The sequence below is a fragment of the Microbacterium wangyouchuni genome, assembly GCF_051546305.1.
Classification (GTDB): Bacteria; Actinomycetota; Actinomycetes; order Actinomycetales; family Microbacteriaceae; genus Microbacterium.
The window spans coordinates 68,390-91,141 of the sequence record NZ_JBPTMA010000005.1; the positions used below are offsets into that span (position 1 = coordinate 68,390).

The window sequence follows — 22,752 nt, forward strand, 5'->3', positions numbered from 1 at the left end:
CTGTAACCGAACGGAATCCGCGATGACATCGAAGCCGAGCGCCGACCTCCGCGCGCCCTTTCTCACGCCGAGTCTCACAAAGCAGAGCGTGTACTTCATTATTGGAGGCTCGCTGTTCGCTCTCGGATCGGCGGCCTCGATCTGGGGATTCGGTGACGTCGCATTCACCAACTGGGTCTGTTTCATCGGCGCGTGGTTCTTCACCACAGCCGGACTTTTCCAGCTGGTTCTCAGTGGTGACGCGACGGTCCGCGTCCATAAAGGTCAGGCGAAAGCGTTCCGTGCCGAGTGGTTGGCTGCGGCGACGCAGAGTTTCGGCACGATCCTTTTCAATGTGAGTACGACGACGGCACTCACCGCGAAATCCGTCGCCGTGGAGAAGCACTTCGTGTGGAATCCCGATGCCGGTGGCTCGGCAGCCTTCCTCATCAGCGCTTTCTTCGTCTATATAGCCTTTTATCGCGAGCAAGACACGCTGTGGGGCCTGACCAAGCCCGCCTGGTGGGCAGCCCACGTCAACATGGCGGGATGCATCGCGTTCGGCGTCTCCGCGATCGGCGCCTTCGTGACGGACGACGGCGGCAGTAAAGACGCGAACGTCGCCAACTGGGGCACGTTCATCGGCGCGCTCTGCTTTGTCGGAGCTTCCGTCATCGCGCTGCCGAAGATGCCCTGGAACACCGTGCGATTCGATTCTGCGACGGTGCCGCTCAAGAAGCCGGCGAAGCGATGAAAGTTCGGCTCGTTCTCTCCGCATCCGTTGGAGGATGCTGAGCACCTATTCTCATCGGATCACCTCGATACCGGTGTAACGCACTCCAGGAGTGCATGCAAAGAAAGGGAACCAACCCAATGTGCACACGAGTACTCTGGCCCGACGCAAACGGCGCGGTAATCGTCGGCCGAAACATGGATTTCCACATGGATTTGCTTACCAACCTGTGGAAAATGCCCCGCGGTATCGAACGCAAGGATGGCGCTAACGGCAAGCTCACATGGAAGGCGAAGTACGGCAGCGTCATCGCGACGGCGTTCGACCTGATCGCTACTGATGGCATGAACGAAGAGGGCCTCGCAGGACACATCCTGTGGCTCGCGGAGTCGAATTACGGCAAGCCCGAGGACTCTGATGTTCAGCTCAGCCAGTCGATCTGGCTGCAGTACTACCTCGACAACTTCGCCACGGTCGCCGAAGCCGTTGAATGGACGAAGAGCAGCGATGTACGCATCGCGCAGCTGTTCGATCCGACTGGACATCTCGTCCCGACGTTGCACCTCGCGATCAACGATGCCACCGGTGACTCCGCGATCATCGAGTACACCCAGGGGTCGGCGACGGTTTACCACAACCGTGACTACAAGGTCATGACAAACTCCCCGACCTTCGACAAGCAGCTCGAGCTGGTCAAGGAGATCGATGGCCTCGGCGGCGACAAGCCGCTTCCCGGGTCGACGCTTGCGTCGGACCGCTTCGCTCGTGCCTCCTATTACATCGAGCACCAGGTGCAGCCGAAGACCGAGCTACAGGCGATGGCGGCGATGTTCAGCATCATCCGCAACGCTGCGCAGCCGTTCCGGACTCCGGAGCCCGGGAAACCGGATGCATCGCAGACGATCTGGCAGGTTGTCGCGGATATGACTAACAAGCGCTACGCATTCGAATCGACGACGCGCCCCAACATCGTGTGGATCGACTTCGAGAAGATGAGCTTCCACGAGGGGACGGAGATCCTCAAGCTGGATCTGATCGGAAAGCTCTCGCTCGAAGGCGGTCTCGCGGGGGACTGCAGCCACAAGTTCGAGGCAGTCGACGACCTCGGTCTCGGCCTTGTGGACACCGGGCGTGAGGCGCTTGAGTTCGTCGCGCGCAAGCAGGATGAGTTCGCTCAGCTTGCCAAGGGCTTCAAGGCTCTGAAGTTGGCGAAGGCCAGCTGACGCTCTCTGCCCGCGAGCATACGAAGAGAGGGGGCCGGTCCGAGACGGGCCGGTCCCCTTTCGTGTTCACAGGCTGATGAGCGGCCGCAGGGGTTCCGTGGTCACCGTTCGGGAAGGTCGCTGGGCGCGTCTGCGTCGTCAGCATCTCGCGTCTGGGAGACGTCCGCATCAGGAGCCTCTTCGAGCTTTTCGGCCTGGGCAAGCTTGAAGACGCCGATCGTGGCGACGATACCTGCACCGCCGATCGCGAGCAGCGACCAGACAGATGCGCCCGCAGCCTCGTGCAAGATGACGATTCCGATGAACACTGAGATCGCAGGGTCGATCACCGTTGTGCCGGCGACGACCACATCCGACGGATTGCACGTGTACGCCGTCTGGACGAAGTAGATCGAGAGAGCCGAGGCCACACCGATGCCGAGCACGCACGCGAGGGTCAGGATGCCTTCGGAGTCAAGCGTGAACGGATGCCCGGCGAACAGTCCCTGCACGCGCAGGAGCACCGTTTTGCCGAGCGCTGCGACGAACGCCGAGAAGAGCCCGCCGAAGAGGACGTAGACGATGGGGGCGAGCTTCGATCTGCCGCGGCTGACCAGCCAGGCAGCGGCCGCGAGGACGAGACCGGTGCAGAGCGCGACCAGCACCCCGATGAGCTCCGCGTCCGTGATCGCCTTCTGTTTGCTCACCTGCGCTGCGATGATCACGTATGCGATGACGCCGACCAAACACAGCAGAATCGATCGGTAGATCCCGCGAGTGGGCATCTTGCCGGACATCTTCGCGCCGAGGAAGACCGCGAATACGAGAGCCAGCACGCCGACGGGCTGTACGAGCATCAGGGGAGCGAAGGCGAGGCTGGCCACCTGCAGCAGTATTGCGAGCCCGTAGAACGCGGTGCCCAGCAACCAGATCGGCGTCTTGACCATCGTGATGAAGAGCTTGCCGTCGCCTTTGCTTGCGGTGGCGATCGCGATGCCCCTGGCCTGCCAGAGGTTTCCGAACGACAACGCTGCGGCGGAAAGCACGGCAAGGCTGATGCCGAGGATGTGCATTGTGGTGTGTGACAACGGAGGGCCTCTCACTGCCGGGCGGTCGCAATCGGGCCTCAGTCTATCCACCGGGCACGCGCAACACCGACCAGGCCGGCAATCTCGCACATTTCTGAGGGGTGCGCGTCGCGGCGCTCGCCTGCCGCTAGGGTAGGGCACATCGGAGCTATGGATTGACCGTCGGAGGCGTCGCGTCCGACGGTGTAGGACTGATCAGGTGTCGTGAGGGGCGAACGAATGCGCAATGTCTGGCGGGTTCTGAAACGGGATATCAAACGGCTCGTTCGTGTGCCGCTGGCACTTGTGATCATCGGTGGTGCCCTCATCACGCCCGCGTTGTATGCATGGTTCAACATCACGGCGTTCTGGAACCCGTTCGACAACACGAAGAACTTGAGCATCGCGGTCGTCAACCTCGATGCTGGGGCATCCAACTCGCTCACGGGCGAGGTGAATGTCGGCGATCAGCTCGTCGCAAAGCTCAAAGACAACGACGATCTCGGCTGGCATTTCCTCTCAGAGGACGCCGGCATGGAATCCGTGCGCAGCGGCGAGAGCTTTGCCATGTTCGTCGTTCCTGAGAACTTCTCGAAGGATCTGCTGAGCATCACTTCGGGGGATTTCACCAAACCCAAGTTGCTCTACTACGTCAATGAGAAAGAGAACGGAGTCACGCCGGAGATCACTGACACCGGGGCAACAACGTTGCAGACGCAGATCACTGACTCGTTCACCCAACAGGTCGCGGATGCTGTCGCGACGGCGATCCAGAAGGGTGGCGTCGCAGCCGAAGATGACCTGCTGGCCGCCGAGGCCCAAGTCGTCAGCGACTTGCAGCGAGTAGCGGAGGCCATTGGGCAGACTCGTGCCAGCCTGAGCGTGCTCGACGGTGATATCACCGATGCACGGGCGGGATTGCAAAGCAGCGAAGTGGTCTTGGGCGACATCGACGTTGCCCTCGCAGATGCTCAGACGACGCTCACCGACGTCAGCGCACTCGCGGAACGCGCCCAGACGGAGTTGCTTCAACTCGCCGGAGAGGCGACGACTGGTCATGTGATCGGCTCCGCAGAAGTGGGCGAGGCAGCCTCAGGTGCTTTGGGTGCCGTCGGACGCGTGAGCGCGGCGAGCAGTGCGCTCTTAGCGGCGGTGGACGCGCAGCGTGTCATTCTGGGGGAGTCGTCGGTTCTGCTGGGAGGCCTTGACCACCAGCTCGAGCAGACATCGAGCGCGCTGAGCAGTCTCGATGGCAACCTCGCTGCAGTGGAAGCGGATATGGGCGTCGCGGTCTCTGATCTGCAGACGCTGGGAGGGGTGGCCCTCTTCCAAGATCTTGAGGCCCTCACTCATCTGAATGCCGAGCAGATTGCTGAGTTCATGGCGACGCCCGTGCAAGTGGATCAGCACACCATCTTCCCGACCCCGGCATACGGATCGCTGATGGGAGCTCTGTTCATCAACCTGTCGCTGTGGATCGGCGCTTTCGTGCTCGTCGTGATCTTGAAGCTTGATGTTGACGATGAAGATATCGCCGACGTCACGGAACGTCAGAAGTACCTCGGTCGCTGGTCATTGTTCGCGTGCATCGCTGTGATGCAGGCGATCGTCCTCAGCATTGGCAACCTGATAATCGGGGTGCAACACGTCAACGTGTTCGCATTCGTCGTCACGCCGATACTGATCGGACTGGCCTATCTCAGCGTCATCTACGCCCTGTCTGTGACATTCGGGTACGTCGGCAAGGGGCTCGCTGTCGTTCTCGTGATCATGCAGATCCCGGGAGCTTCTGGAATCTATCCGATCCAGCTCATGCCGGAGTTCTTCCAATCGCTGTACCCCTTCTTCCCGTTCACATACGGGATCGACGCAATGCGTGAGGTGATCAGCGGTTTCGCTGGGTTCGCTTATTGGCGCTACCTCGGGATGCTGGCAATTTTCGTTGTACTGTCCTTCTTCCTCGGGCTGGTGCTTCGACGACACGTCGCCAACGTCACGCGGCTGTTCACGAGCCAGGTCCGCGAAACGGAGCTGTTCACCAGCGAGGACGGTGCTCCTACCGGCCGCGGCTACCGGCTCAATCACGTGCTGCGTGCCCTGGCCAATCGCGCCAGATACAAGGAGAGCCTCAAGAAACGTGCCCTGCCGTTCGCGCGGTCATACCGAGGGTTCCGTAGCGGGATCGTCGTCGTTGGGCTGATCGGTGTGTTGGTGCTGGCCGTGTGCGCAATAGTCTTCCCGAGCACGAAGATCGAATTCGTGGGTCTGTGGATTCTGTGGCTCATCATCGTTTTCGTCGCGTTGGTCGCACTGGAGTACATCCGCTACAGCCTGCGCCTTTCCGCGGAGGTGGGGGACATGCCCGAAGAGAAATTGCGTGAAGAGCTGGCGGAACTGGAGTCCAAGCGATGAGGGGAATCGTGCAGCAGTTCCGATCGGACCTGCGTCGCGTGACAAGCAATGTGATGGCGGTCATTGTGTTGTGCGGACTCGTTGTCATTCCCTCCGCGTTCACCTGGTTCAACGTGATCGGCAGCTGGGAGCCTTTCGACAACACCAAGAACCTCAAGGTCGCTGTGGCGAGCGTGGACAAGGGCTACACCAGCCCGCTGATCCCGATCCACCTGAACATCGCGAGCTTGGTCGAGTCAGCGCTTCGTGCGAACGACCAGCTCGACTGGGTCATCACAACCAAGGAAGATGCGATCGCCGGCACAGAGTCCGGTGAGTACTACGCCGCGATGGTGTTGCCGGAAGACTTCAGCGAGCGCATGCTCACCTTCTATACGGCCGGTTCCCAGCAGACCAAGATCAATTACTACACCAACGACAAATCGAATCCGTTGGCACCCCTCATCACCAGCGAAGGCGCCGACGACCTTTCTGCGAAGATCAACTCCGAGTTCATGAACGAGCTCAGCGACATCGCTTTGAGCCTCGTTTCGTCGATCGCGAAGAACCTGGGCAGTAGTGACTCTCAGGCAACATTCGTTCGCATCGAGGCGCACATCAGCGACGTGGCAGCGCAGCTGCGTGCAGCATCGGGCACTGCCACGATGTTCACGGGGATCCTCCAAGCGAGCATCCCGCTGGTCAGTAGTAGCTCCAGCCTGTTCGGAGCCGTCGAATCCGAGTTCTCTACCGCGACGGGAAAGATCCAGGAAGGTCTCGCCGCCGCGCAGGATGCGGATGCTGCGGTCATTCACGCGTCCGATGTGCTGACTGCGGCCTTCGAAGCCAGCTCGGCTCAGCTCGGCCGTTTCTCCGGCGAAGTCGATCGAGTGTTCTCTGGCCTCGATTCCGATGCCGCGTCCAGCGTCGAGCTGATCGGGGTGATGGTCACCGACATTGGCGACCTCATCGATCGGCATGTGCAGCTGCGAGAGCGACTCATCAACGACGTAGCGCCGACGCTGTCCGACGAAGAGCGCCCCGCGCTCGATGCCGTCGTGGCAGATCTTGACGCTGCGATCGCCGGGGAGCAGGCTCTGCAATCTCGCCTTCAGGAGACGGCGGACGGCGTGGCTCAGGGCAACAACGATGTGCAGGGGTTCCGTGCCGATATCGATGGACGGATCGTGGCTGCGCAGGCTTCACTCGATAACGCCGGGGCCGTGTTCACGAACAACCTCAAGCCAACGCTTGATGAGCTCGCAACAACACTCAACGCGGTCAGTATCGGGCTCGGGGGCGTCGCCGGCAGCGTCGCGGGCCTCGGCAACACAGCAAACGGCGTCACCAGCATGCTCGACAATGCCGTAGCGCAGAATGGCGAACTCGCCACAACCTTGGGTGATACCGCAGTGGAGGTTGAGCGGGTCGCTGGCCTGCTGTCCACAGCAGTCGACTCCGGCGACTTCGGTGAGATCAGCAAGATCATCGGCTCGAACCCGGCAGTGCTGGCCACCGCGCTGTCCCAGCCCATCGGACTCGATCGGATTCCGCTGTTCCCGGTGGTGAGCTTCGGGGCCGGGATGGCACCGCTGTACTCGACCCTTGCGCTCTGGGTTGGTGCTTTGCTGATGTGCGTGACCTTGCGCGTCGACCCGCCCGCACGGCCCTTCGACGGCGGGCCCGAGCTGAAGCTCCATCAGCGGTTCCTCGGTCGCTACGGTCTTTTCGCGCTGCTCGGGTTGGCTCAGAGCACCCTGGTGTTCCTCGGGAACATTCTGATCGTTGGGCTGCAACCCGTGCATCCGTTCTTGTTCCTCCTGCTCGGCTGGGTGACCTCGCTCGTCTTCACCTTCGTCATCTATACGCTCGTGGTGTCGTTCAGCGATGCAGGAAAGGCGCTAGCAGTCTTTCTGCTGGTCATCCAAGTCGCAGGTGCCGGAGGTGCGTATCCGCTCGTCCTGCTACCGCAATGGTTCCAGAACATCAGTCCGTTCCTGCCGGCCACGCATGCCATCGACGCCTTCCGGGCCGCGCTTGCCGGCATCTACCACGCGGACTACTGGATCTCACTGGGTCTGCTGCTCGCGTTCATCGTGCCGATGCTGCTTCTGGGCTTGGCGCTGCGCAAGCCGCTCATCGGCGTCAACGCGAAGATGGAGGGCATGCTGAAGTCGACGAAACTCATGTGAGATCGAAGTCGTCACCATCCACGACCGGGAGGATAGTTCTGAACCTTCGCCGAACGCGCCTGCAACGTGCGCTGTCTGTCCTTAAGAAGGAAGACTCCGCGCCACCGACCAGTGCGCATGACGCGCAGCTGGTCGACATGCTCGGCATGCTCGGACGTATGCTGCTGGCCGGGTCGCAGCCCACCAATGAGGTGGCAGCATCGCTTCGCTCATTGGCCGGCACTTATGGAAATTCTGAACTGCGCATCATCACCCTTCCTACCCTCGTGTTGATCGAGGATCCGCTGGCCGTGCCGGCGAACACATCGGTGTTCGACGCCGATCAGCCCGCGTTGCGCCTCGACCAGGTCGATGCAATCGAACGCCTCATGCACCGGGCGGCCGAAACCCAACTCGCGCCAGCGGCCGTGTCGGAAGAGGTAGCGCAGATCATCAGAACTCCGCCACGATTCGGTTTCTGGGCATCCTTGAGCGGTCACGTCCTGCTGACCGTCGGATTCGGCCTCGTGTTGAGCCCCACGCTGCCGGCGTTGCCCATATATGCGGCGCTCGGGCTGCTCGTCGGGCTGCTCGTGCTGCTGGGTTCACGGGTGCGCACGCTCGCGCTCGTGCTCCCGGTCGTGGCTGCTTTCATCGCAACGGCGATCGCCGGACTGATCGCTCCTGAGCTGGCGAGTCAGAGCATGCTCAGCCTCGTCACGCCTGCCATCGCCAGCATGCTTCCGGGGCTGACTCTCACGATCGCCACTGTCGAACTCACGAATGGTCAGATCATCGCCGGCGCGAGCCGTCTGCTCTACGGTTTCGCGACTCTCTCGCTGCTGGCCTTCGGGCTCTACATGGGCATTGTCGTCACGGGCATCGCGACCCCGCACACTGCCACGGGAGATCGTCTCGGTGCCTGGGCTCCGTGGGTGGGCATCGTGTTCGTGGCGGTTGGCTACTATCTCTATTCCGTTGCGCCCAAAGGCTCCCTGATCTGGATTCTGTTCGCATTGAGCGTTGCTTACGCCGGACAGCTGCTCGGACACCTGCTCCTCGGCGCAACGCTGTCCGGGCTCGTGGGGGCTCTCATCGCGGTGCCTGCCATCTATCTCGCCTCGCATATTCCTCGCGCTCCGCAACCCGCGGTGATGCTCACGTGCGCCTATTGGATGATGGTGCCCGGCACTCTGGGCTTCATCGGTCTGACCGAGACCGTGGTGGGAACTGCCGGTGGCGGAAACGCCCTACTGCAGACCATCGGCGGTATCTTCGCGATTGCGATCGGCATGGTCATCGGCACGGGTATCAGCCGCGACACCGGTGCTGTCGCACGCGCGTGGCATGGCGGTCGCATACGCTGAGCGGCGGTACCAGCGGTGCTGCCAGGGCGAGCCCTGTGCCCGTCAGCGAGAAGCCTTCTCTAATGCGGCCGCGATTTCTCCGAATCCGCGAGACTGAGCGTGCTCGAGAGGCGTGACACCGTTCTTGTCTGCGATGGTGACATCTGCGCCAGCGTCGATGAGCGTGGCGACGATGTCCTGGTAACGCGTGGAGCCGTCTCCGAAGATGACCGTTTCCAGGAGCGCCGTCCAGCCGAGGTTGTTCACATGGTCCAGGTCCACGCCTGTGCTCACGACCCGTTTGATGTAATCTGCGTGCCCGCGTTCGCCAGCCGGGATCGGGGCGAGTCCTCCGAACCGATTGGGAATCGACATGTCCGGATCCGCGGGAAGAAGGGCTTCGAGCATCGCGACGCTGCCTGTTACCCCTGTGACGAGCCAAGGGGTGTCGTGCTGATGATCGAGGGCATCAACGTCGGCGCCGAGGGCGACGAGCAGACGAGCAACCTCGACGTGATCATGAGCGGATGCCAGGAGAAGGGGAGTCTGTTCGAGATCATTTCGTGTCTCCAGATTTGCTCCGGCGCGCAGCGCGAGCGCTGCCGCATCAGCATCGCCGGCCTGCGCAGCCGTGAGAAGCCGCTGGTCGGCTTCACCGTCACCGGTCGTGGCAGCGTCGTCGGCCGTGGCAGCGTCGTCGGCAGCGGCAGCGGCAGCGGCAGCAGCAGCAGCGCGCAGCAACTCGGACTGAGGCGTCAGAGAGTGCTTTTCGGCGAGCTGCGCGGGGCTCATCCCGTCGCGTTCAGATGGAATAGTCACGTCGGCTCCTCCTGCCACGAGCACGCGCACGGTGTCTACGTAGGCTTCGACTTGTTCGGGCTTCGCGAAGACCAGCGCCTCGTGCAGCGCCACCCAACCGAGATTGTTGACATGGTCAGTGTCGATCCCCGCCTGTATCAAGCGTCCCACGACGTCGGCATGACCCCGCTCGCTCGCTCTGATGAGGCCGGTGCCGTTCCAGGAATCAAGGCTTGCGACGTCGGCTCCGTTCTGGAGAGTGAGCTCCAGCAGCGGAAGGTACCCCTCGCTCGTGGCGATCAGATACGCGCTCTGAGTGGTTGAATCCTTGGCATTGACATCGGCGCCCGCTGCGATGAGCTGCGCGGATGTTTCGAGATCGTTGGCCCAGGCGGCCTGAATCAGGTTCATGTTCAGCTCCTCCTGTTCGAGAGCCTCTGCGGACGCCTCCGGAGCGGGTGTCGTGCTTGTGCTCGGCGTCTGCTCTGTCGCGGCACAGCCTGCAAGAAGGATAGCCGTAGACAGAGCGGTGGCAGCGAGGAAGATCGATCGCGGTCTCATGATGGTGGCCTTTCGGAGAGGTGGGCAGGCGGGTCAGGCTTGGTTGCTCGGGCGCATCCGGCGGGTTACGTAGATTGCGACACCGCCGACCAGCGCGACCAATCCTGCAGCGAGTGCAACGATCGGGCCCGCATTGCCCCTCGCGGCCAGCCCTTCGTCGTCTGTCCCGGCTTCGCTGTCATCCGGGGCGGTGGCTGCGGGCTCGGCGTGCTCGGTGGGAGTGTGGATGATGTCGTAGTAGACCTCGGGGTTGGCCTCGTCGGGGATGACGCGGTAGGTGAACTCTTCGGGGGTGAGTTCGGTGATTGGCACTGCGCGCTCGAAGAGCACGTCGCCGTTGGTGTCCTTCGCGATGAGGACACGCTCTGAGCCGTCGGCCGATACGGTCCAGTCACCCTGCATCTTCGGGGTGTCGTCCAGGTTGTACATCGTGAACGTGCCGTCGGTGTTGTAGTAGGCCCAGCCGACGAAGTTGGCGACGTTTTCGTCTGTCAGCGGGACGTTGTTTCCGTCCTGGTCCACGGCGCTTGTGGTCTCCCACGGTGTGCCTGCCAGTACATCTGACGGCGTGGCAACCGCAGCAGTAATACTTGAGACGGGGGCGGCCGTGGTTTCAGCGGCGAATGCGCTTGCGGTCGGGGCGAGGCTGATAGCTACAGCGGTGACCACCGACGCGGTGATCATGGTGCGGCGTGTCGGCACGATGCGATTCTTCGTCAAGTTTTCTTCTCCCTGAAGTGAGTGTGAGACTCCGACTCAAGTAGTCGAAGCGAATACATTCCACGTTAGGAATTCGAGAAAACCGGCACATCAATCGATCAGTTGAACCTGCCTGATAGGAACCTGAATGCTTCAGATTCGGATGAACCCGCGTTTGACCGCGATGGCAATCGCTGCCTGACGATTATCCGCGCCAAGTTTGGTGAAGGCGTGATGCAGGTGAGTCTTGATCGTCGCCTCGCTGACGTGCAGCGCTCGCGCCAGGTCACGGTTGGAGAGTCCGTCGGCAGCCAAGGTGAGAACTTCGAGCTCGCGCAGCGTGAGCGCCCCCGGTCGATCAATGCGTTCGAGAGCCTGTGCGCTGATCGCGCCGTGCGGGCGACTCTTTCTATCCGCGGCCGCGCGGATCGCTTGAAACAGTTCCGCGGGTCTGCTGTCCTTGACGAGATAACCCGCAGCCCCGGCATCCAGCGCTCGCACGATATCTGCGTCGGAGTCGTAGGCCGTGAACACCAGCACGCTCGTGGTCGGGCTTGCCCGGCGGATCTCGCGGATCGCTTCGATTCCGTCTGGGACATCGTCGCCGAGGTCGAGATCGACGAGCGCGACATCGATTCCCTGAGCTGCCGCGGTTGCCTCCGCAGCAGAGCCCACATCGGCGACGACCTCGAAATCGTTTTGAGTGTCCAGCAACGACCTCACGCCGTGCCGCAGGACAGGGTGGTCATCCAGCAGCAGAATCCGGATCATGATCTGCTCTCTTCCTGCGCGGCATCCGGCACGATCGCGGACACGGTCGTTCCTTCGCCCGCGTATGACTCGACGGTCAGCATTCCGCCCAGGTTCTCGACGCGCCACGTCATCGCTCGAATGCCGAAGCCACCGGAACCGGAATCGATCATCGTCGAGTCGTGTGCAGCGGCGGCGAGCCCGATCCCGTCATCGGCCACGTCCACACCGATCTCTGAGTCGAAGAAGGTGAGGGTGACGCGTGTCCACGTTGCCTGAGCGTGCTTGTGAGCGTTGACCAGAGCTTCCTGAACGACGCGCTGGAGTGCGTGAGAAATCGTATCGGAGACCGCGCGCTCGTCCCCGACGACGACGAACTCTGCGCCCGCGGCCCGTGCCTGCGCCTGAAGCGCGATAGCGAGGGAGACGCCGCTCTCCCGCGGGTCAGCGAGCCCGTGAAGAAGCTGCCGTGTTTGCACGAGGCCGTCGCGCAGCGCTTCACGCGCTTTCCCGACCGCAGTGGATTGCTCACCACGCAGGTCATCTGATTCGAGCATGAGAAGAGCCGTCGCTGTTCGCTGCACCACCGTGTCGTGCAGTTCGCTGGCCACGCGTTCACGTTCCGCCAGCGCTCCGGCATCTCGCTCAGAACGTGCAAGTTGTTCACGTGTATCGACCAGTTCCGCGATGAGCGTTCGTTGCGCGTCCAGCGCACGATCGAGCGCGGTGTAAGCGTAGGTGAGCACGACGCCGCCGAAGAACGGACCCAGTACCAACCCGAGGTCGTCCCCATTCGACATGAGGAAGAGCCCCACGCTCACGGCCACGACGATGGCAGCGGAGATGATGATCGCGAGGCGGCCGCGAATCACTCTGTGCACCGCGAAGAAGAGCGCGAAACCGCACCATCCGAAGGACGGAGCCAGCACGGCGAGAGGCAGCCAGAAGCCCGTAGCGATGAGGAGTCCTATCGCCTGTCTAGATCCGACCGCGTCCAGTCCCGCAGCGTGCGCAGCAGAATCGAGGCTGCGGCGGCCGATCACCGCGATCGCGTAGCTCACACCCGCTCCGATCGCGAGGATAAGCGCGGCAAAGCCGACGCCCTCAAGCGGATGCCTGCTGAAATACCGCATCCCGCATACGACGAGCAGGATGGCGAATCCGATATCGACGACGCGATCCATCGCGCTCAAGCGCTGACGGCGCGAAGCTTCCATGAGATCAGACTACGAGACAGCTCTCCTGCACCCGCGGCCGGTACGCTGAGCACGTCACGTTCGACAGGAGCACAGGATGCCGCGTACCGTCTCTCGTTGGGTCCTCGCCGTTCTGCTCGCCGCCGCGGGGCTCGGTCACCTGAGCTGGGGGCGGCGCGGTTTCCGCATCACCGTGCCGGACTGGGCGACACGGTTGTCTCACCTGGACAAGGACGCGATCGTGGTCGCATCCGGCGCCGTCGAAGTGATGCTCTCTGTGGCACTTGTCGCGCTTCCGAAGGAGCGCAAACGCATCGGATGGGCGGTCGCCGCTTTCTTCGTCGCTGTGTTCCCGGGGAACGTGCACCAGTGGCGCACCGGTCGATCCGCGCCTCTGCTGGACACTGATCGTCGACGATTCGCACGCTTGCTGCTCCAGCCGGTGCTTGTCGTATGGGCGCTCTGGAGCACCTCCTCGCCGCCGATTCGAGCCCGACGCAGATGCTCGTGATGCGGAGCGTCTGCGACCGTCGCGGCGCCGGGTATCCTGGACAAGGCAGTCACAACAGGAGGCAATCGTGATCTTCAGCTTTATCGTCTACGTCGTCCTATTCCTCGGCGGAATCATCCTGATGGGTAAGTCCTTCGAGGTCGCTGGCTTCGAGGCGCTTGTCTTCTGCGCGGGCCTCGTGGCGTTCTGCCTGTCGCTTGCCTGGATCATGCGGCAGCCCGGCAGTGCCACGCGTCGCGCCAACAACTGGGATGGCGGTCCCGGCGCTCAGTGAGCGCCGCACGGCGTGAGCGGTCAGGCTGCTGAGTAGCTGCGCTCACGCAACAGTTCAGCGATGTGCACGGCATTCGCCGTCGCAGTAGCGGTCGCTTGTGCGACCTTCTCCGGCACCTCGTCGAGATCCTTGTAGTCCACAGCCTGCATCGCCTCCCCGTTCCAATACACCGATCCCTGTGCTGCCACGGTGAATCCGACGTCGTTCAGCGCCTGGAACAGGACCGCTGCGATGTGATGAGCCCCGTCCTCATTTCCGACGATCCCGGCGATCGCGACCTTGTTGAACATGGTCGGCAGACCTTCTTCGTCGGTTTCACTGAGTTCGGCGTCGAGCCTTTCCAGCACGCGCTGAGCGACACTGGAGTGCTGTCCGAGCCAGGTCGGGGTGACGAAAACAAGAATGTCTGCGCGCAGGATCTGCTCGCGTAGCGATGGCCACTGGTCTCCCTCGCCCATGCCCGTCTGCACACCGGGGAAGATCAGATGATCCACCGCGCGGATGCTGGCGGGAGAGACGCCGTGCGCAGCAAGCGAGGCGAGGATCTGTCCGCCCAGAACGTCCGAGCTGGAATCGGCGGGCGACGGCTTGAGCGTGCAGTTGATCATCAGTGCGGTCAATTGAGTATCCATGACCGCAGGCTAGCCACCGTTCGTCCCACCCAGGAGGGGGTTTCGCCGCGGGGCAGAACTCGCTAGCGTCGCTCTGATCAGTCTCAGCGCCGCTTTGCGAGCCGCGCTTCGAGGTTCGCCTTGACCGCCGGCCACTCCGGTTCCAGGATCGAGAACTCCACGCTGTCGCGTAGCGCGCCGTTTCGATAACGCGAGATCGCGCGCATCACGCCGTCTTGCTTCGCCCCGAGCCGTTCGATGGCTGCACGCGACTGGAAGTTCACCCATTGTGTTGTGAACCCCGCCCGGAACACGCCGAGCGTCTCGAAGGCATGCGTCAGCAGCAAAAGCTTCGACTCGGCATTGGTGCCGGTGCCGTGCGCGGAAGGACGGTTCCAGGTGTACCCGATGTGCAACCGGGGAACATCCGCCGCCATGTCGTAGTACGTCGTCATCCCGATCACGCGTCCGGCCGCATCAAACGCGGTGAACGGCACCATCTCGCCCTTCTCGGAGAGGCCGAGCCGGCGTTCGATCTCCGCTGCGACGCCGTCCGGCGAGGGGACTGAGGTGTACCAGGCGGTCTGCCAGAGGTCGTCCTCGCGGACGGCATCCACCAGCCCATCGTGATGCCCCCGGTCGAGGGGACGCAGCTCGACCAGCGAGCCGGTCAGCGTGAGCGGTGCAGGGTCGGTGCGAAAAGCCATACCTCATTAAATCAGCGGCTGGTCGGCCATCGCGCCGGACGAGCGCGAGCAACGTCTCGGCCGACTCGCTACCCTAAAGCCATGCCGTTCATTCTCATGATTCTCACCTTCGCGCTAATGGTCGGTGCGTTGATCAGCATCATCACTCGTGATGACTCGCAGGTGAAGTACCTGCCGAAGATGGTGTGGCTGATCATCGTCATCCTGCTGCCGCTGGTCGGCAGCGTTCTCTGGTTCGCACTCGGGCGCGAGCCCGGCGAGGGCGGTGTCTCACTGCCGAAGATGCCCCAACGCGCACCGCGCACGACGACGCAACCGCCGATCCAGCAGACGTGGACGCAGACATCCGCCGCTCGAACCACTGAACAGCAGATCGAAGACCTCGACCGTGAGATCGAGGAGTGGCGCCTGCGCCAGGAGATCGAGAAGCGCCGCGAGCAGGGCGACGCAGACTAAGCGCGCTCGAAAGACTCCCGCACTGCTGGTTCCATCGTCGGATACGCGAACTCGAACCCGGCCGCGGACAGTTTCTCTGGAAGCACCCACCGGCTCTTGAGAATGAGCTCCGTCTCCGTGCGGATGCCGATGGCACCGAGCTCCAGCATCCATCGCGGCATCGGCGGGCCGAACTTCGCACCGAGAACCCGCCGCACCGTCGCCATGAACGTGGTGTTATCAACGGGGAAGGGTGCGGCAGCATTCACCGGACCATCGATTTCCGGATGCTGCTCGACGAAGTCGATGATGCGGGCGATGTCGTCGATGTGCACCCAGCTGAACCGCTGCGCGCCGCGTTTAGCTCCGGGAAAATGACCCGTCCCCGCCGCGCGTCGAGACTTCGAAACCGGCCACCAGCCGTCGTGCTGTGCACCACCGAGCCCGATCCGGGCCAGGTTCTTCAGCGGTCCGAGCACACCGCCGTGCCCGAGCACGATGGTGCTGCGCAGGGCAACCCGACGCGTCTGCGGCAGGTCATCGGCGAACAGTGCCCGCTCCCATGCCTGGGCGACCTCGACCGAGAATCCGGTGCCGATCTCTCCATCTGATTCGGTCATCGGGCGGTCTTCGGCATGCCGGTAGATCGTCGCGGTGGATGAATTCACCCACAACGCCGGCGGCGCTGACGCCCTGGTGATCGCGGCGCTGAGCGATGCCGTCGTGTCGAGGCGGGAGCGGAAGATTTCAGCCCGATTCTCTGGCGTGTACCGGCAGTTCACGCTTTTTCCGGCAAGCCCGATCACGAGAGTCGCGCCATCGACTGCCTGGTCGATGCCGTTCTGGTCGCCCCAGCGCAGATCCGCACTCGAACGCGAGATCGTGACGACCTCACGCCCCTCTGCCCGGTATTTCTGCTGCAGGTGCTGTCCCATGAACCCGGACGACCCGCCGATCACCACGCGGCCGGTCGCCACTTCGCCTGCGCTCACGGCTTCTTCTCCTCGATGCGATAGCTGAAGTCGCCGGCGTACTCGTAGATACGGCCCACGAGGGGAAGCTCCATCGTGACCAGGACGCGCTGCCGGCCGATCACCTCGTCGAAGCTCTCGGTGAGATCGACGACGGGGGAGAGGAACCGCGGAAGCCTGACCCGCAGCGATCCCCACCGGATGCCGACCGTGTGGCTGCGCATCCGCAGTGCACCATCGCGCACGTCGACCGCGAAGCTCGCCGCCACGACGCCGGATTCGCCGAGCTCGTCAACGAGTCGTCCATGCGGATTCACCGATACCGCGTCACGCATCGTCCACCCCTGACCGGGGAGGAGAAATTCTCGCTCGCTGACCACACGGCCGTCGATCAAGCGGTTGGTGACGCGGAAGGGAACGCTCAGCTGCCACCCGGCGTAGATCACACTGCGCTCGTGCAGCGGGCGCAGCAGCGGCCACAGCCACCGTCGCGGTGTGCCGACTCGGCTGAAGGTGCCTTCGCCGATACCGATGTGCCCCTCGGGCAGCGACGAGAAGTATTCACGCAGGTGCGGATGTAGCTGATCCAGGCGATCGCCGAGTATCTCGGCGTAGGGCGATTGCGAGACGTGGCGCACGCTCTGAGCCTATCCGCCGGAGTGCTCAGCGCAGCACACTGGACAGCAGCAGGCTCGTCTGCGAGTTCTGCACGCCCTCGATCGAGCGGATCAGCCCGAGCAACCGGTCGAAGTCACCGAGGGTTTCCATGCGCAGTTGGGCGACCAAATCCCACCCGCCGTTGGTGCTGTGCAGGGCGATGATCTCAGGGATGCCGCGCAGGCGCCGAATGACCGTGTCGGTGGTGCGCCCCTCGACCTCGATGAGCGCAATGGCGTGGATCGTCAGCGGATCGGCTTCATCGCGCACACGCGCTGTGAAGCCGATGATCGTGCCGTTCTCCTGCAGCCGGTCGATGCGGGCCGACACGGTCGCGCGCGAGACATCCAGCATTCGCGCCAGGGCCGCACTGGATGCCCGACCATCCTGGCGCAGTGCCGCCAGCAGTCGGCGGTCGAGGTCATCGAGGTGTTTCATGTACACATCGTAAAGTGATACTGACCAGAATGCGCATGTTCTGATGATCCGCTCGGCAATGTGCGCATTGATCTTGCATATCGCCAACGCGTACCGTGGTGACAGAACGAAGACAAGAAGGGGAAGATCATGACGCGCTTGGTCGATGTCCGCAACATGAGCCGGTGGATCGCAGATCATGGTCCCCAGCGCTGCATCACGGGAATGATCGACTACCTCGACGCGGACTTCCGTCGCTGGGAGCAGTTCGACAAGACGCCCCGTGTTGCCAGCCACACCCCCTTCGGCGTGATCGAGCTGATGCCCACCAGCGATCACGAAACGTACGGCTTCAAATACGTCAACGGGCATCCCTCCAACCCGCAGCGCGGATTCCAGACCGTCACCGCCTTCGGCGTCCTCGCCGACGTACACAACGGCTATCCGACCTTCCTCGCCGAGATGACCCTGCTCACGGCTCTCCGCACGGCCGCCACCTCAGCCCTCGCCGCCCGCGCTCTGGCTCGCCCGGATTCGCAGGTCATGGCGATGATTGGAACCGGCAGCCAGGCGGAGTTCCAGGCGCTCGCCTTCCGGCAGACGCTCGGCATCGACACGCTGCGGGTCTATGACGTGGATCCGGATGCCATCGCCAAGCTCGCTCGCAATCTGACACCGCTCGGCTTCAGCATCGAGGCCGCCTCATCGGCAGCTGACGCGGCTCGCGGTGCAGACATCATCACGACATGCACGGCCGACAAGCAGCTCGCCACAGTGCTGCACGATGCCGATGTCGCAGCGGGGATGCACGTGAACGCCATTGGCGGAGACTGCCCCGGAAAGACTGAGCTTGACCCGGCGATCCTCGACCGTGCACGCGTGTTCGTCGAGTACACGCCGCAGACCCGCATCGAGGGTGAGATCCAGCACCAGAGCGACGACTTTCCCGTCACCGAGCTGTGGGAAGTGCTGCTCGGCCGTAAGGAAGGGCGCACCTCCCCGGCAGATATCACCCTGTTCGACTCAGTCGGCTTCGCCATCGAAGACTTCTCGGCACTGCGCTACGTGCGTGACCAGGTCGCCGGTACGGACTACGAGAGCGAGATCGATCTCGTCGCAGCACCGGAGGACCCCAAGGATCTGTTCGGCATGCTCGGCGCGTTCTCTCCGGTCGGCTGAGGTGTCGGTCCAGGCGCCCAGTGCGGTCGTCATGGTGCGGCCGCAGCGATTCCTCCCCAACCCGGAGACAGCGGTCGACAACGTGTTTCAGGCGCTGCCGGAAGTTGCCCGCGATGAGGTCGCCCGACTGGCGCACGACGAGGTCACGCGTGCCGCGCAGACACTCACCGAGGCGGGTGTGAGAGTTCACCTCTTTGACGACACCGATCCGCAGCGACCGGACAGCGTGTTTCCGAACAACTGGTTTTCCACGCATCCCGGCGGCCACGTCGCACTCTTCCCGATGTATGCGCCGAACCGGCGCACGGAGCGTCGGGCCGACATCGTCGAGATGCTGAAGAGGCAGTACCGGGTGCAGCAGGTGATCGACTACTCCGGGATGGAGCCTGACGGCCTCTTCCTGGAGGGCACCGGCGCGATGGTCATCGATCATGAGTTGCGCATCGTGTACGTGGCCCGCTCCCGGCGCGCCGATCCCGTGCTGCTGGAGAGATTCTGCTCCATGTTCGGTTATGAGCCGATGGTGATGGATGCCGTCGACCAGACCGGCGCACCGATTTATCACACCAACGTGATGATGACGATTGCCACGGACTTCGTGATGGTGGGCCTCGGACTCATAGCCGATCATGCTCGTCGTGAAGAGGTCGTCATGCGCCTGGGCGCACGCGGGCGGCGGGAGATCATCGACCTGACCGCCTCGCAGATCGCATCATTCGCCGGGAATGCGATTGAGCTGCAGGCGGACGGTCGTCGCATCCTCGCGCTCTCGACCCGCGCGCTCGCAGCGCTGCGGGACGATCAGCGCGCTGTCATCGAGCGCAGTTGCGAGATCATCGCCCTGCCGGTGCCGACGATCGAGCTCGCCGGCGGATCAGTGCGCTGCATGATCGCCGGTCTGCACCTCGACGCGCGGGAGCTGGTCCGCTGACCCTAGAGTGGGAGAGCCTGGGGATCCGCCGTCAGCTCGGCAGCCTCCCCGCTGCCTAAGCGCCCTCGCGCAGGCGGACCACCCGCTCGTGGCCGGTCTCTTCAAGCTCGGTGATGTCGTCGCGAGACTTGAGGAAGTCCGAGAACGACCGGTAGCCGAGCGCCTTCTCACTGAACGACGGATCCATGCGGCGCATGTGCGTCTTCACCGCAGAGCTGTGCAGCCACTCATCCGCACCGGCTTTGTCGTGCCCGAGGCGAAGCGCGCGCTCAAGCAGCAGGGTGGCTTCTTCCTGCTCGGTGGTCGGAGTCGGCTCAGTCTCTTCGGCGGGCGCGACGGTCTCGGCAGGCTTGGTCGCCTTCTTCGTGCGGCCCTTGGATGCGGCCTTGGGCTTCGTCGCGGGGGCTTCGGGCGCGGCATCCGGGGTGGTACGCGGCGCAGCCGGCTCGGCATCCGCAGTTTTCCGCGACGCAACCGGCTCGGTGACCTGCGGTGTCACAGGCTCAGCGGGTAGGGCCGCCTGCTTGGGCACGGGGCGTACGACGCCCGGCAGCGAATCGTAGGACTCGAATTCGTCGCACGCTGCGGCCAGCGACTTGGCTGTGGATCCTGCGACGCCCACGCCGATCACATAACGTCCGAGGCGCTTGCAGCGCTGCGCGAGAGGCACGTAGTCGCTGTCGCCAGCGACGATGACCACGTGGGTGAGGTCGGGGAGGCGGAACATGTCTTCCACAGCATCCACGGCCAGACGAATGTCGGCACCGTTCTTCGCGTACGCGGCGGCGGGGAACAGCTGCACAAGGTCGACCGCACGAGCGACGAGCTGCGAGCGGTACTCAGCGTTCACGTGGGATGACCAGTCGGCGTAGGCGCGAGTGAGCACCAGCGTGCCGAAGGATGCGGCGTAGTCGATGATCGCACCGACCTCGATCATCGCGCCCCGGAGCCGCTCGATGACGTCAGGATCATTCGGGTTCTCGGTGATGCGCTGCCGGTCCTTGCCGTAGGCGTTTCGCCCGTGCACGCGGTCGTACCAAGAGATGACGATGTTGTCGAAGTCGAGGTAGACCGCGACGCGAGGGTCCTGGGGATCAGACATTTGCGTTCCCCTCGCTCGGGTAGCGGACGCCGATTTGGGCGCGGATCTCATCGAGCGTTCCCATGATCGCGACGGACTCCGCGAGGGGGAGCGGCAGCAGGGCACCCGCGGTGTCTCCAGCGGCTACTGCGCCTTCGGCGGCGAAGGCCTGGTACTGCATGCCGCGGCCGTCGATCTCTGACTCGTAGCTCTCGAGAACCGAGCCGTCCGGGCCGATCACACGGAACGAGGTCGGGCAGTACCAGACACGGTCGATCTCGATGCGCGCCTGGGTTCCGACGATCGTGGCGACGTTGGCACCGGCTGCCCGCGAGGAGGAGATGCTGGTTGATACGGCGCCGCCCTCGTGCGTCATGAGCGTTGCGACTTCGGCGTCGGCGCCGGTCTCCACCAGACGAGCGACGGCCTTGATGGAGGTCGGGGCACCGAGGATGTCCCAGATGAACGAGACCGGGTAGATGCCGAGATCCAGCAGTGCGCCGCCGCCGAGCTCCAGCGCGTTGAGGCGGTGAGTCGGGTCGGAGGGGAGCAGCTGCGTGTGATCGGCGGTGACAGCTCGGATCTCTCCCAGCGTGCCCTCGGCGATGATCTCGCGGATGCGCACCATGTGTGGCAGATACCGCGTCCACATCGCTTCCATCGCCAGCAGCCCGTGTTCGGTGGCGATGCGCTGCAGATCCTCTGCTTCGGCGCGGTTCAGTGTGAACGACTTCTCCACGAGCACGTGCTTGCCTGCTTCCAGAGCGAGCTTCGCGCCGGCATGGTGCATCGGGTGCGGGGTGGAGACATAGATGATGTCAACATCCGGATCGGCGACCAGAGCCTCGTAAGAGGCGTGCGCACGCGGGATCGAGAACTCTGCCGCGAACTTATCGGCCGAAGCCTGCGAACGCGAGCCGACAGCGACCAGATCGAGTCCGGCGGTGCGCAGATCAGAAGCGAACGAATGGGCGATGCCGCCCGTGGCGAGGATTCCCCAGCGAAGACCAGTCATGCTTTCAGCGTAGAGCAGATGTGAGGGCATCCTGCGGGACCAGCGGAAATACCTGTTCGGCGATCCGCTCGAGCTCCTCATCCAGCGGGGAAGCCTGGATCAGCAGCAGCGTGATACCGGCCTCGGCATATGCGTTGATGCGCTCGGCGACCTGCTCGGCGGTGCCGACCAGATCGGGTCGCAGACCGCGGGTGCCGACGGAATACTCGCGCCTGCTGACCTCCAGGGAGAGCTGTGAATTCTCACGGAACTGCTCGAACGAGGCGTATCCGGGGGAGGCCGGATCGACCGTAGTGATCCGGTCGAGCTCTCGCCGTGCCTCGGCCTCGGTGTCGCGGACGATGACGTATGCGGGCATCCCGAATTCTGATACCGGCCGGCCATGCAGACGCTCGGAGCGGGCATTCATATCGGCGACGTTGTCACGCACTTCGTCGAGTGTGCCGCCGTGCATGACGTAGGCATCGGCGAAGTCGGCGATCGCCTCCCGGCCGGCCTCGCTCTCGCCGCCGGCGAAGACCACCGGATGCGTGGACGGCTTCGGCTCGACGATGGTGTCCTCGAACTCATAGTGGTCGCCGGCGAAGCTGAACGGCGTCCGCTCCCACAGCCCGTTGAGCACCTCGACGAACTCTTTCGCCTGGGTGTAGCGCGCATCGTGGGCGGGGAAGTTGCCGCCGAACTGCCGTGCCTCTTCAGCCCACCAGGCCGCGACGACATTGAGAGCGATGCGGCCGGGAGCTACCGTGTCGAGGGTGCTGACGGTCTTGGCGAGCACGGCGGGGAGATGGAAGCCGGGACGGACGGCGGTCATGACGCGCAGATGATCGGTGACGGCGAGGATCGCCGCCGACAGCGACCAAGCCTCCAGGCTGGGTGCGTCGATTCCCTTGCGGTCGTTCAGGTACAGCTCGGGAACGAGGGTGGTGTGGAAGCCGAGCCGATCTGCTTTCACCGACACTTCGCGGATGTAATCCCAGGTCGCAGCCATCCGCCCCTCGTCGGTGACGTTGCGCAGGAAGCCTCCGTAGACGGGTGTCCAGTATCCGAGGTTGATGCCCATGGTGCTC

General features: G+C 63.4%; 23 protein-coding genes. 10 read left to right on the plus strand and 13 right to left on the minus strand.

The window, feature by feature from the left end; all coding sequences use genetic code 11:
• The first annotated feature begins 22 nt into the window (after positions 1-22).
• Positions 23-733: a hypothetical protein gene (locus tag ACSS7Z_RS11745; protein WP_438254957.1), complete on the plus strand. Its 711-nt coding sequence runs from the start codon at positions 23-25 to the stop codon at positions 731-733.
• A gap of 119 nt (positions 734-852) precedes the next feature.
• Positions 853-1,935, plus strand: coding sequence for a linear amide C-N hydrolase (locus ACSS7Z_RS11750; RefSeq protein WP_438254959.1), 1,083 nt, complete (start codon positions 853-855; stop codon positions 1,933-1,935).
• Positions 1,936-2,036: 101 nt separating this feature from the next.
• On the opposite strand, the gene ACSS7Z_RS11755 is transcribed toward ACSS7Z_RS11750, so the two are convergent.
• Positions 2,037-3,002, minus strand: coding sequence for a DMT family protein (locus tag ACSS7Z_RS11755; RefSeq protein ID WP_438254961.1), 966 nt, complete (start codon positions 3,000-3,002; stop codon positions 2,037-2,039).
• 219 nt (positions 3,003-3,221) lie between these two features.
• Between ACSS7Z_RS11755 and ACSS7Z_RS11760 the strand changes: the two genes are divergently transcribed.
• The 3 genes from ACSS7Z_RS11760 (at position 3,222) to ACSS7Z_RS11770 (ending at position 8,910) form a co-directional block, all read left to right on the plus strand.
• Entirely contained in the window at positions 3,222-5,393 is a 2,172-nt protein-coding gene (locus ACSS7Z_RS11760; protein WP_438254962.1) for a YhgE/Pip domain-containing protein, read from the plus strand.
• Positions 5,390-7,564, plus strand: coding sequence for a YhgE/Pip domain-containing protein (locus ACSS7Z_RS11765; protein ID WP_438254964.1), 2,175 nt, complete (start codon positions 5,390-5,392; stop codon positions 7,562-7,564). Before ACSS7Z_RS11760 ends, ACSS7Z_RS11765 begins: the two co-directional genes overlap by 4 nt.
• Positions 7,565-7,701: 137 nt before the next feature.
• On the plus strand, positions 7,702-8,910 hold the full coding sequence (locus ACSS7Z_RS11770; RefSeq protein WP_438254965.1) for a threonine/serine exporter family protein: 1,209 nt from the start codon (positions 7,702-7,704) through the stop codon (positions 8,908-8,910).
• A gap of 42 nt (positions 8,911-8,952) precedes the next feature.
• Here ACSS7Z_RS11770 and ACSS7Z_RS11775 read toward each other — a convergent pair whose 3' ends face one another.
• The 4 genes from ACSS7Z_RS11775 to ACSS7Z_RS11790 form a co-directional block, all read right to left on the minus strand.
• Complete coding sequence (locus tag ACSS7Z_RS11775; protein WP_438254966.1) at positions 8,953-10,248, minus strand: ankyrin repeat domain-containing protein; 1,296 nt, start codon at positions 10,246-10,248, stop codon at positions 8,953-8,955.
• Between the two features lie 33 nt (positions 10,249-10,281).
• On the minus strand, positions 10,282-10,968 hold the full coding sequence (locus tag ACSS7Z_RS11780) for a DUF4822 domain-containing protein (protein WP_438254967.1): 687 nt from the start codon (positions 10,966-10,968) through the stop codon (positions 10,282-10,284).
• Positions 10,969-11,100: 132 nt separating this feature from the next.
• The gene (locus ACSS7Z_RS11785; protein ID WP_438254968.1) at positions 11,101-11,718 is read right to left on the minus strand and encodes a response regulator; all 618 of its coding nucleotides are present in this window, start codon (positions 11,716-11,718) and stop codon (positions 11,101-11,103) included.
• Complete coding sequence (locus ACSS7Z_RS11790; protein ID WP_438254969.1) at positions 11,715-12,914, minus strand: sensor histidine kinase; 1,200 nt, start codon at positions 12,912-12,914, stop codon at positions 11,715-11,717. The genes ACSS7Z_RS11785 and ACSS7Z_RS11790 overlap by 4 nt, the downstream gene beginning before the upstream one ends.
• 76 nt (positions 12,915-12,990) lie before the next feature.
• Here ACSS7Z_RS11790 and ACSS7Z_RS11795 point away from each other — a divergent pair, with 76 nt between their 5' ends.
• Together ACSS7Z_RS11795 and ACSS7Z_RS11800 are read left to right on the plus strand one after the other, a co-directional pair.
• Positions 12,991-13,404 (plus strand): DoxX family protein, encoded by a 414-nt coding sequence (locus tag ACSS7Z_RS11795; protein WP_438254971.1) that lies wholly within the window; start codon positions 12,991-12,993, stop codon positions 13,402-13,404.
• 67 nt (positions 13,405-13,471) lie between these two features.
• The gene (locus ACSS7Z_RS11800; RefSeq protein ID WP_438254972.1) at positions 13,472-13,678 is read left to right on the plus strand and encodes a hypothetical protein; all 207 of its coding nucleotides are present in this window, start codon (positions 13,472-13,474) and stop codon (positions 13,676-13,678) included.
• Between the two features lie 20 nt (positions 13,679-13,698).
• Here the strand turns inward: ACSS7Z_RS11800 and ACSS7Z_RS11805 are convergent, their stop codons facing one another.
• Positions 13,699-14,310 (minus strand): flavodoxin family protein, encoded by a 612-nt coding sequence (locus ACSS7Z_RS11805; RefSeq protein WP_438254974.1) that lies wholly within the window; start codon positions 14,308-14,310, stop codon positions 13,699-13,701.
• 83 nt (positions 14,311-14,393) lie between these two features.
• Positions 14,394-14,996 carry a GNAT family N-acetyltransferase gene (locus ACSS7Z_RS11810; RefSeq protein WP_438254976.1) on the minus strand — a complete coding sequence of 201 codons (603 nt, stop codon included), beginning with the start codon at positions 14,994-14,996 and terminating at the stop codon, positions 14,394-14,396.
• A gap of 81 nt (positions 14,997-15,077) precedes the next feature.
• Between ACSS7Z_RS11810 and ACSS7Z_RS11815 the strand changes: the two genes are divergently transcribed.
• Positions 15,078-15,452, plus strand: a complete 375-nt coding sequence (locus ACSS7Z_RS11815; protein ID WP_438254977.1) for a PLD nuclease N-terminal domain-containing protein — start codon at positions 15,078-15,080, stop codon at positions 15,450-15,452.
• On the opposite strand, the gene ACSS7Z_RS11820 is transcribed toward ACSS7Z_RS11815, so the two are convergent.
• Genes ACSS7Z_RS11820 through ACSS7Z_RS11830 form a run of 3 tightly spaced genes read right to left on the minus strand, consistent with a single transcriptional unit; the run spans position 15,449 to position 17,497 of the window.
• Positions 15,449-16,423, minus strand: coding sequence for an epimerase (locus ACSS7Z_RS11820; RefSeq protein WP_438254978.1), 975 nt, complete (start codon positions 16,421-16,423; stop codon positions 15,449-15,451). The genes ACSS7Z_RS11815 and ACSS7Z_RS11820 overlap by 4 nt on opposite strands.
• Positions 16,420-17,040 (minus strand): DUF4166 domain-containing protein, encoded by a 621-nt coding sequence (locus tag ACSS7Z_RS11825; protein WP_438254980.1) that lies wholly within the window; start codon positions 17,038-17,040, stop codon positions 16,420-16,422. The genes ACSS7Z_RS11820 and ACSS7Z_RS11825 overlap by 4 nt, the downstream gene beginning before the upstream one ends.
• 25 nt (positions 17,041-17,065) lie before the next feature.
• Positions 17,066-17,497 (minus strand): Lrp/AsnC family transcriptional regulator, encoded by a 432-nt coding sequence (locus ACSS7Z_RS11830; protein ID WP_438254981.1) that lies wholly within the window; start codon positions 17,495-17,497, stop codon positions 17,066-17,068.
• Between the two features lie 129 nt (positions 17,498-17,626).
• Between ACSS7Z_RS11830 and ocd the strand changes: the two genes are divergently transcribed.
• Positions 17,627-18,655 (plus strand): ornithine cyclodeaminase, encoded by a 1,029-nt coding sequence (ocd, locus tag ACSS7Z_RS11835; protein ID WP_438254983.1) that lies wholly within the window; start codon positions 17,627-17,629, stop codon positions 18,653-18,655.
• Between the two features lie 31 nt (positions 18,656-18,686).
• Entirely contained in the window at positions 18,687-19,586 is a 900-nt protein-coding gene (ctlX, locus tag ACSS7Z_RS11840) for a citrulline utilization hydrolase CtlX (protein ID WP_438254984.1), read from the plus strand.
• Between the two features lie 55 nt (positions 19,587-19,641).
• Here ctlX and ACSS7Z_RS11845 read toward each other — a convergent pair whose 3' ends face one another.
• Genes ACSS7Z_RS11845 through ACSS7Z_RS11855 form a run of 3 tightly spaced genes read right to left on the minus strand, consistent with a single transcriptional unit; the run spans position 19,642 to position 22,745 of the window.
• Entirely contained in the window at positions 19,642-20,688 is a 1,047-nt protein-coding gene (locus ACSS7Z_RS11845; protein ID WP_438254986.1) for an NYN domain-containing protein, read from the minus strand.
• Positions 20,681-21,682, minus strand: a complete 1,002-nt coding sequence (locus tag ACSS7Z_RS11850) for a Gfo/Idh/MocA family protein (protein WP_438254988.1) — start codon at positions 21,680-21,682, stop codon at positions 20,681-20,683. The genes ACSS7Z_RS11845 and ACSS7Z_RS11850 overlap by 8 nt, the downstream gene beginning before the upstream one ends.
• Positions 21,683-21,686: 4 nt before the next feature.
• Positions 21,687-22,745 carry an LLM class flavin-dependent oxidoreductase gene (locus ACSS7Z_RS11855; protein ID WP_438254989.1) on the minus strand — a complete coding sequence of 353 codons (1,059 nt, stop codon included), beginning with the start codon at positions 22,743-22,745 and terminating at the stop codon, positions 21,687-21,689.
• Between the last annotated feature and the right edge of the window lie 7 nt (positions 22,746-22,752).

Excerpts from the sequence above, each read along its gene's own strand:
- ACSS7Z_RS11815 (WP_438254977.1), top strand. The coding sequence starts at position 15,078 with ATGCCGTTCATTCTCATGATTCTCACCTTCGCGCTAATGGTCGGTGCG.
- ACSS7Z_RS11830 (WP_438254981.1), bottom strand. The coding sequence starts at position 17,497 with ATGAAACACCTCGATGACCTCGACCGCCGACTGCTGGCGGCACTGCGC.
- ACSS7Z_RS11760 (WP_438254962.1), top strand. The coding sequence starts at position 3,222 with ATGCGCAATGTCTGGCGGGTTCTGAAACGGGATATCAAACGGCTCGTT.
- ACSS7Z_RS11845 (WP_438254986.1), bottom strand. The coding sequence starts at position 20,688 with ATGTCTGATCCCCAGGACCCTCGCGTCGCGGTCTACCTCGACTTCGAC.
- ACSS7Z_RS11770 (WP_438254965.1), top strand. The coding sequence starts at position 7,702 with ATGCTCGGCATGCTCGGACGTATGCTGCTGGCCGGGTCGCAGCCCACC.
- ACSS7Z_RS11795 (WP_438254971.1), top strand. The coding sequence starts at position 12,991 with ATGCCGCGTACCGTCTCTCGTTGGGTCCTCGCCGTTCTGCTCGCCGCC.
- ACSS7Z_RS11855 (WP_438254989.1), bottom strand. The coding sequence starts at position 22,745 with ATGGGCATCAACCTCGGATACTGGACACCCGTCTACGGAGGCTTCCTG.
- ACSS7Z_RS11805 (WP_438254974.1), bottom strand. The coding sequence starts at position 14,310 with ATGGATACTCAATTGACCGCACTGATGATCAACTGCACGCTCAAGCCG.
- ACSS7Z_RS11810 (WP_438254976.1), bottom strand. The coding sequence starts at position 14,996 with ATGGCTTTTCGCACCGACCCTGCACCGCTCACGCTGACCGGCTCGCTG.
- ACSS7Z_RS11775 (WP_438254966.1), bottom strand. The coding sequence starts at position 10,248 with ATGAGACCGCGATCGATCTTCCTCGCTGCCACCGCTCTGTCTACGGCT.
- ctlX (WP_438254984.1), top strand. The coding sequence starts at position 18,687 with ATGGTGCGGCCGCAGCGATTCCTCCCCAACCCGGAGACAGCGGTCGAC.
- ACSS7Z_RS11765 (WP_438254964.1), top strand. The coding sequence starts at position 5,390 with ATGAGGGGAATCGTGCAGCAGTTCCGATCGGACCTGCGTCGCGTGACA.
- ACSS7Z_RS11745 (WP_438254957.1), top strand. The coding sequence starts at position 23 with ATGACATCGAAGCCGAGCGCCGACCTCCGCGCGCCCTTTCTCACGCCG.
- ACSS7Z_RS11850 (WP_438254988.1), bottom strand. The coding sequence starts at position 21,682 with ATGACTGGTCTTCGCTGGGGAATCCTCGCCACGGGCGGCATCGCCCAT.
- ocd (WP_438254983.1), top strand. The coding sequence starts at position 17,627 with ATGACGCGCTTGGTCGATGTCCGCAACATGAGCCGGTGGATCGCAGAT.
- ACSS7Z_RS11790 (WP_438254969.1), bottom strand. The coding sequence starts at position 12,914 with ATGGAAGCTTCGCGCCGTCAGCGCTTGAGCGCGATGGATCGCGTCGTC.
- ACSS7Z_RS11750 (WP_438254959.1), top strand. The coding sequence starts at position 853 with ATGTGCACACGAGTACTCTGGCCCGACGCAAACGGCGCGGTAATCGTC.
- ACSS7Z_RS11785 (WP_438254968.1), bottom strand. The coding sequence starts at position 11,718 with ATGATCCGGATTCTGCTGCTGGATGACCACCCTGTCCTGCGGCACGGC.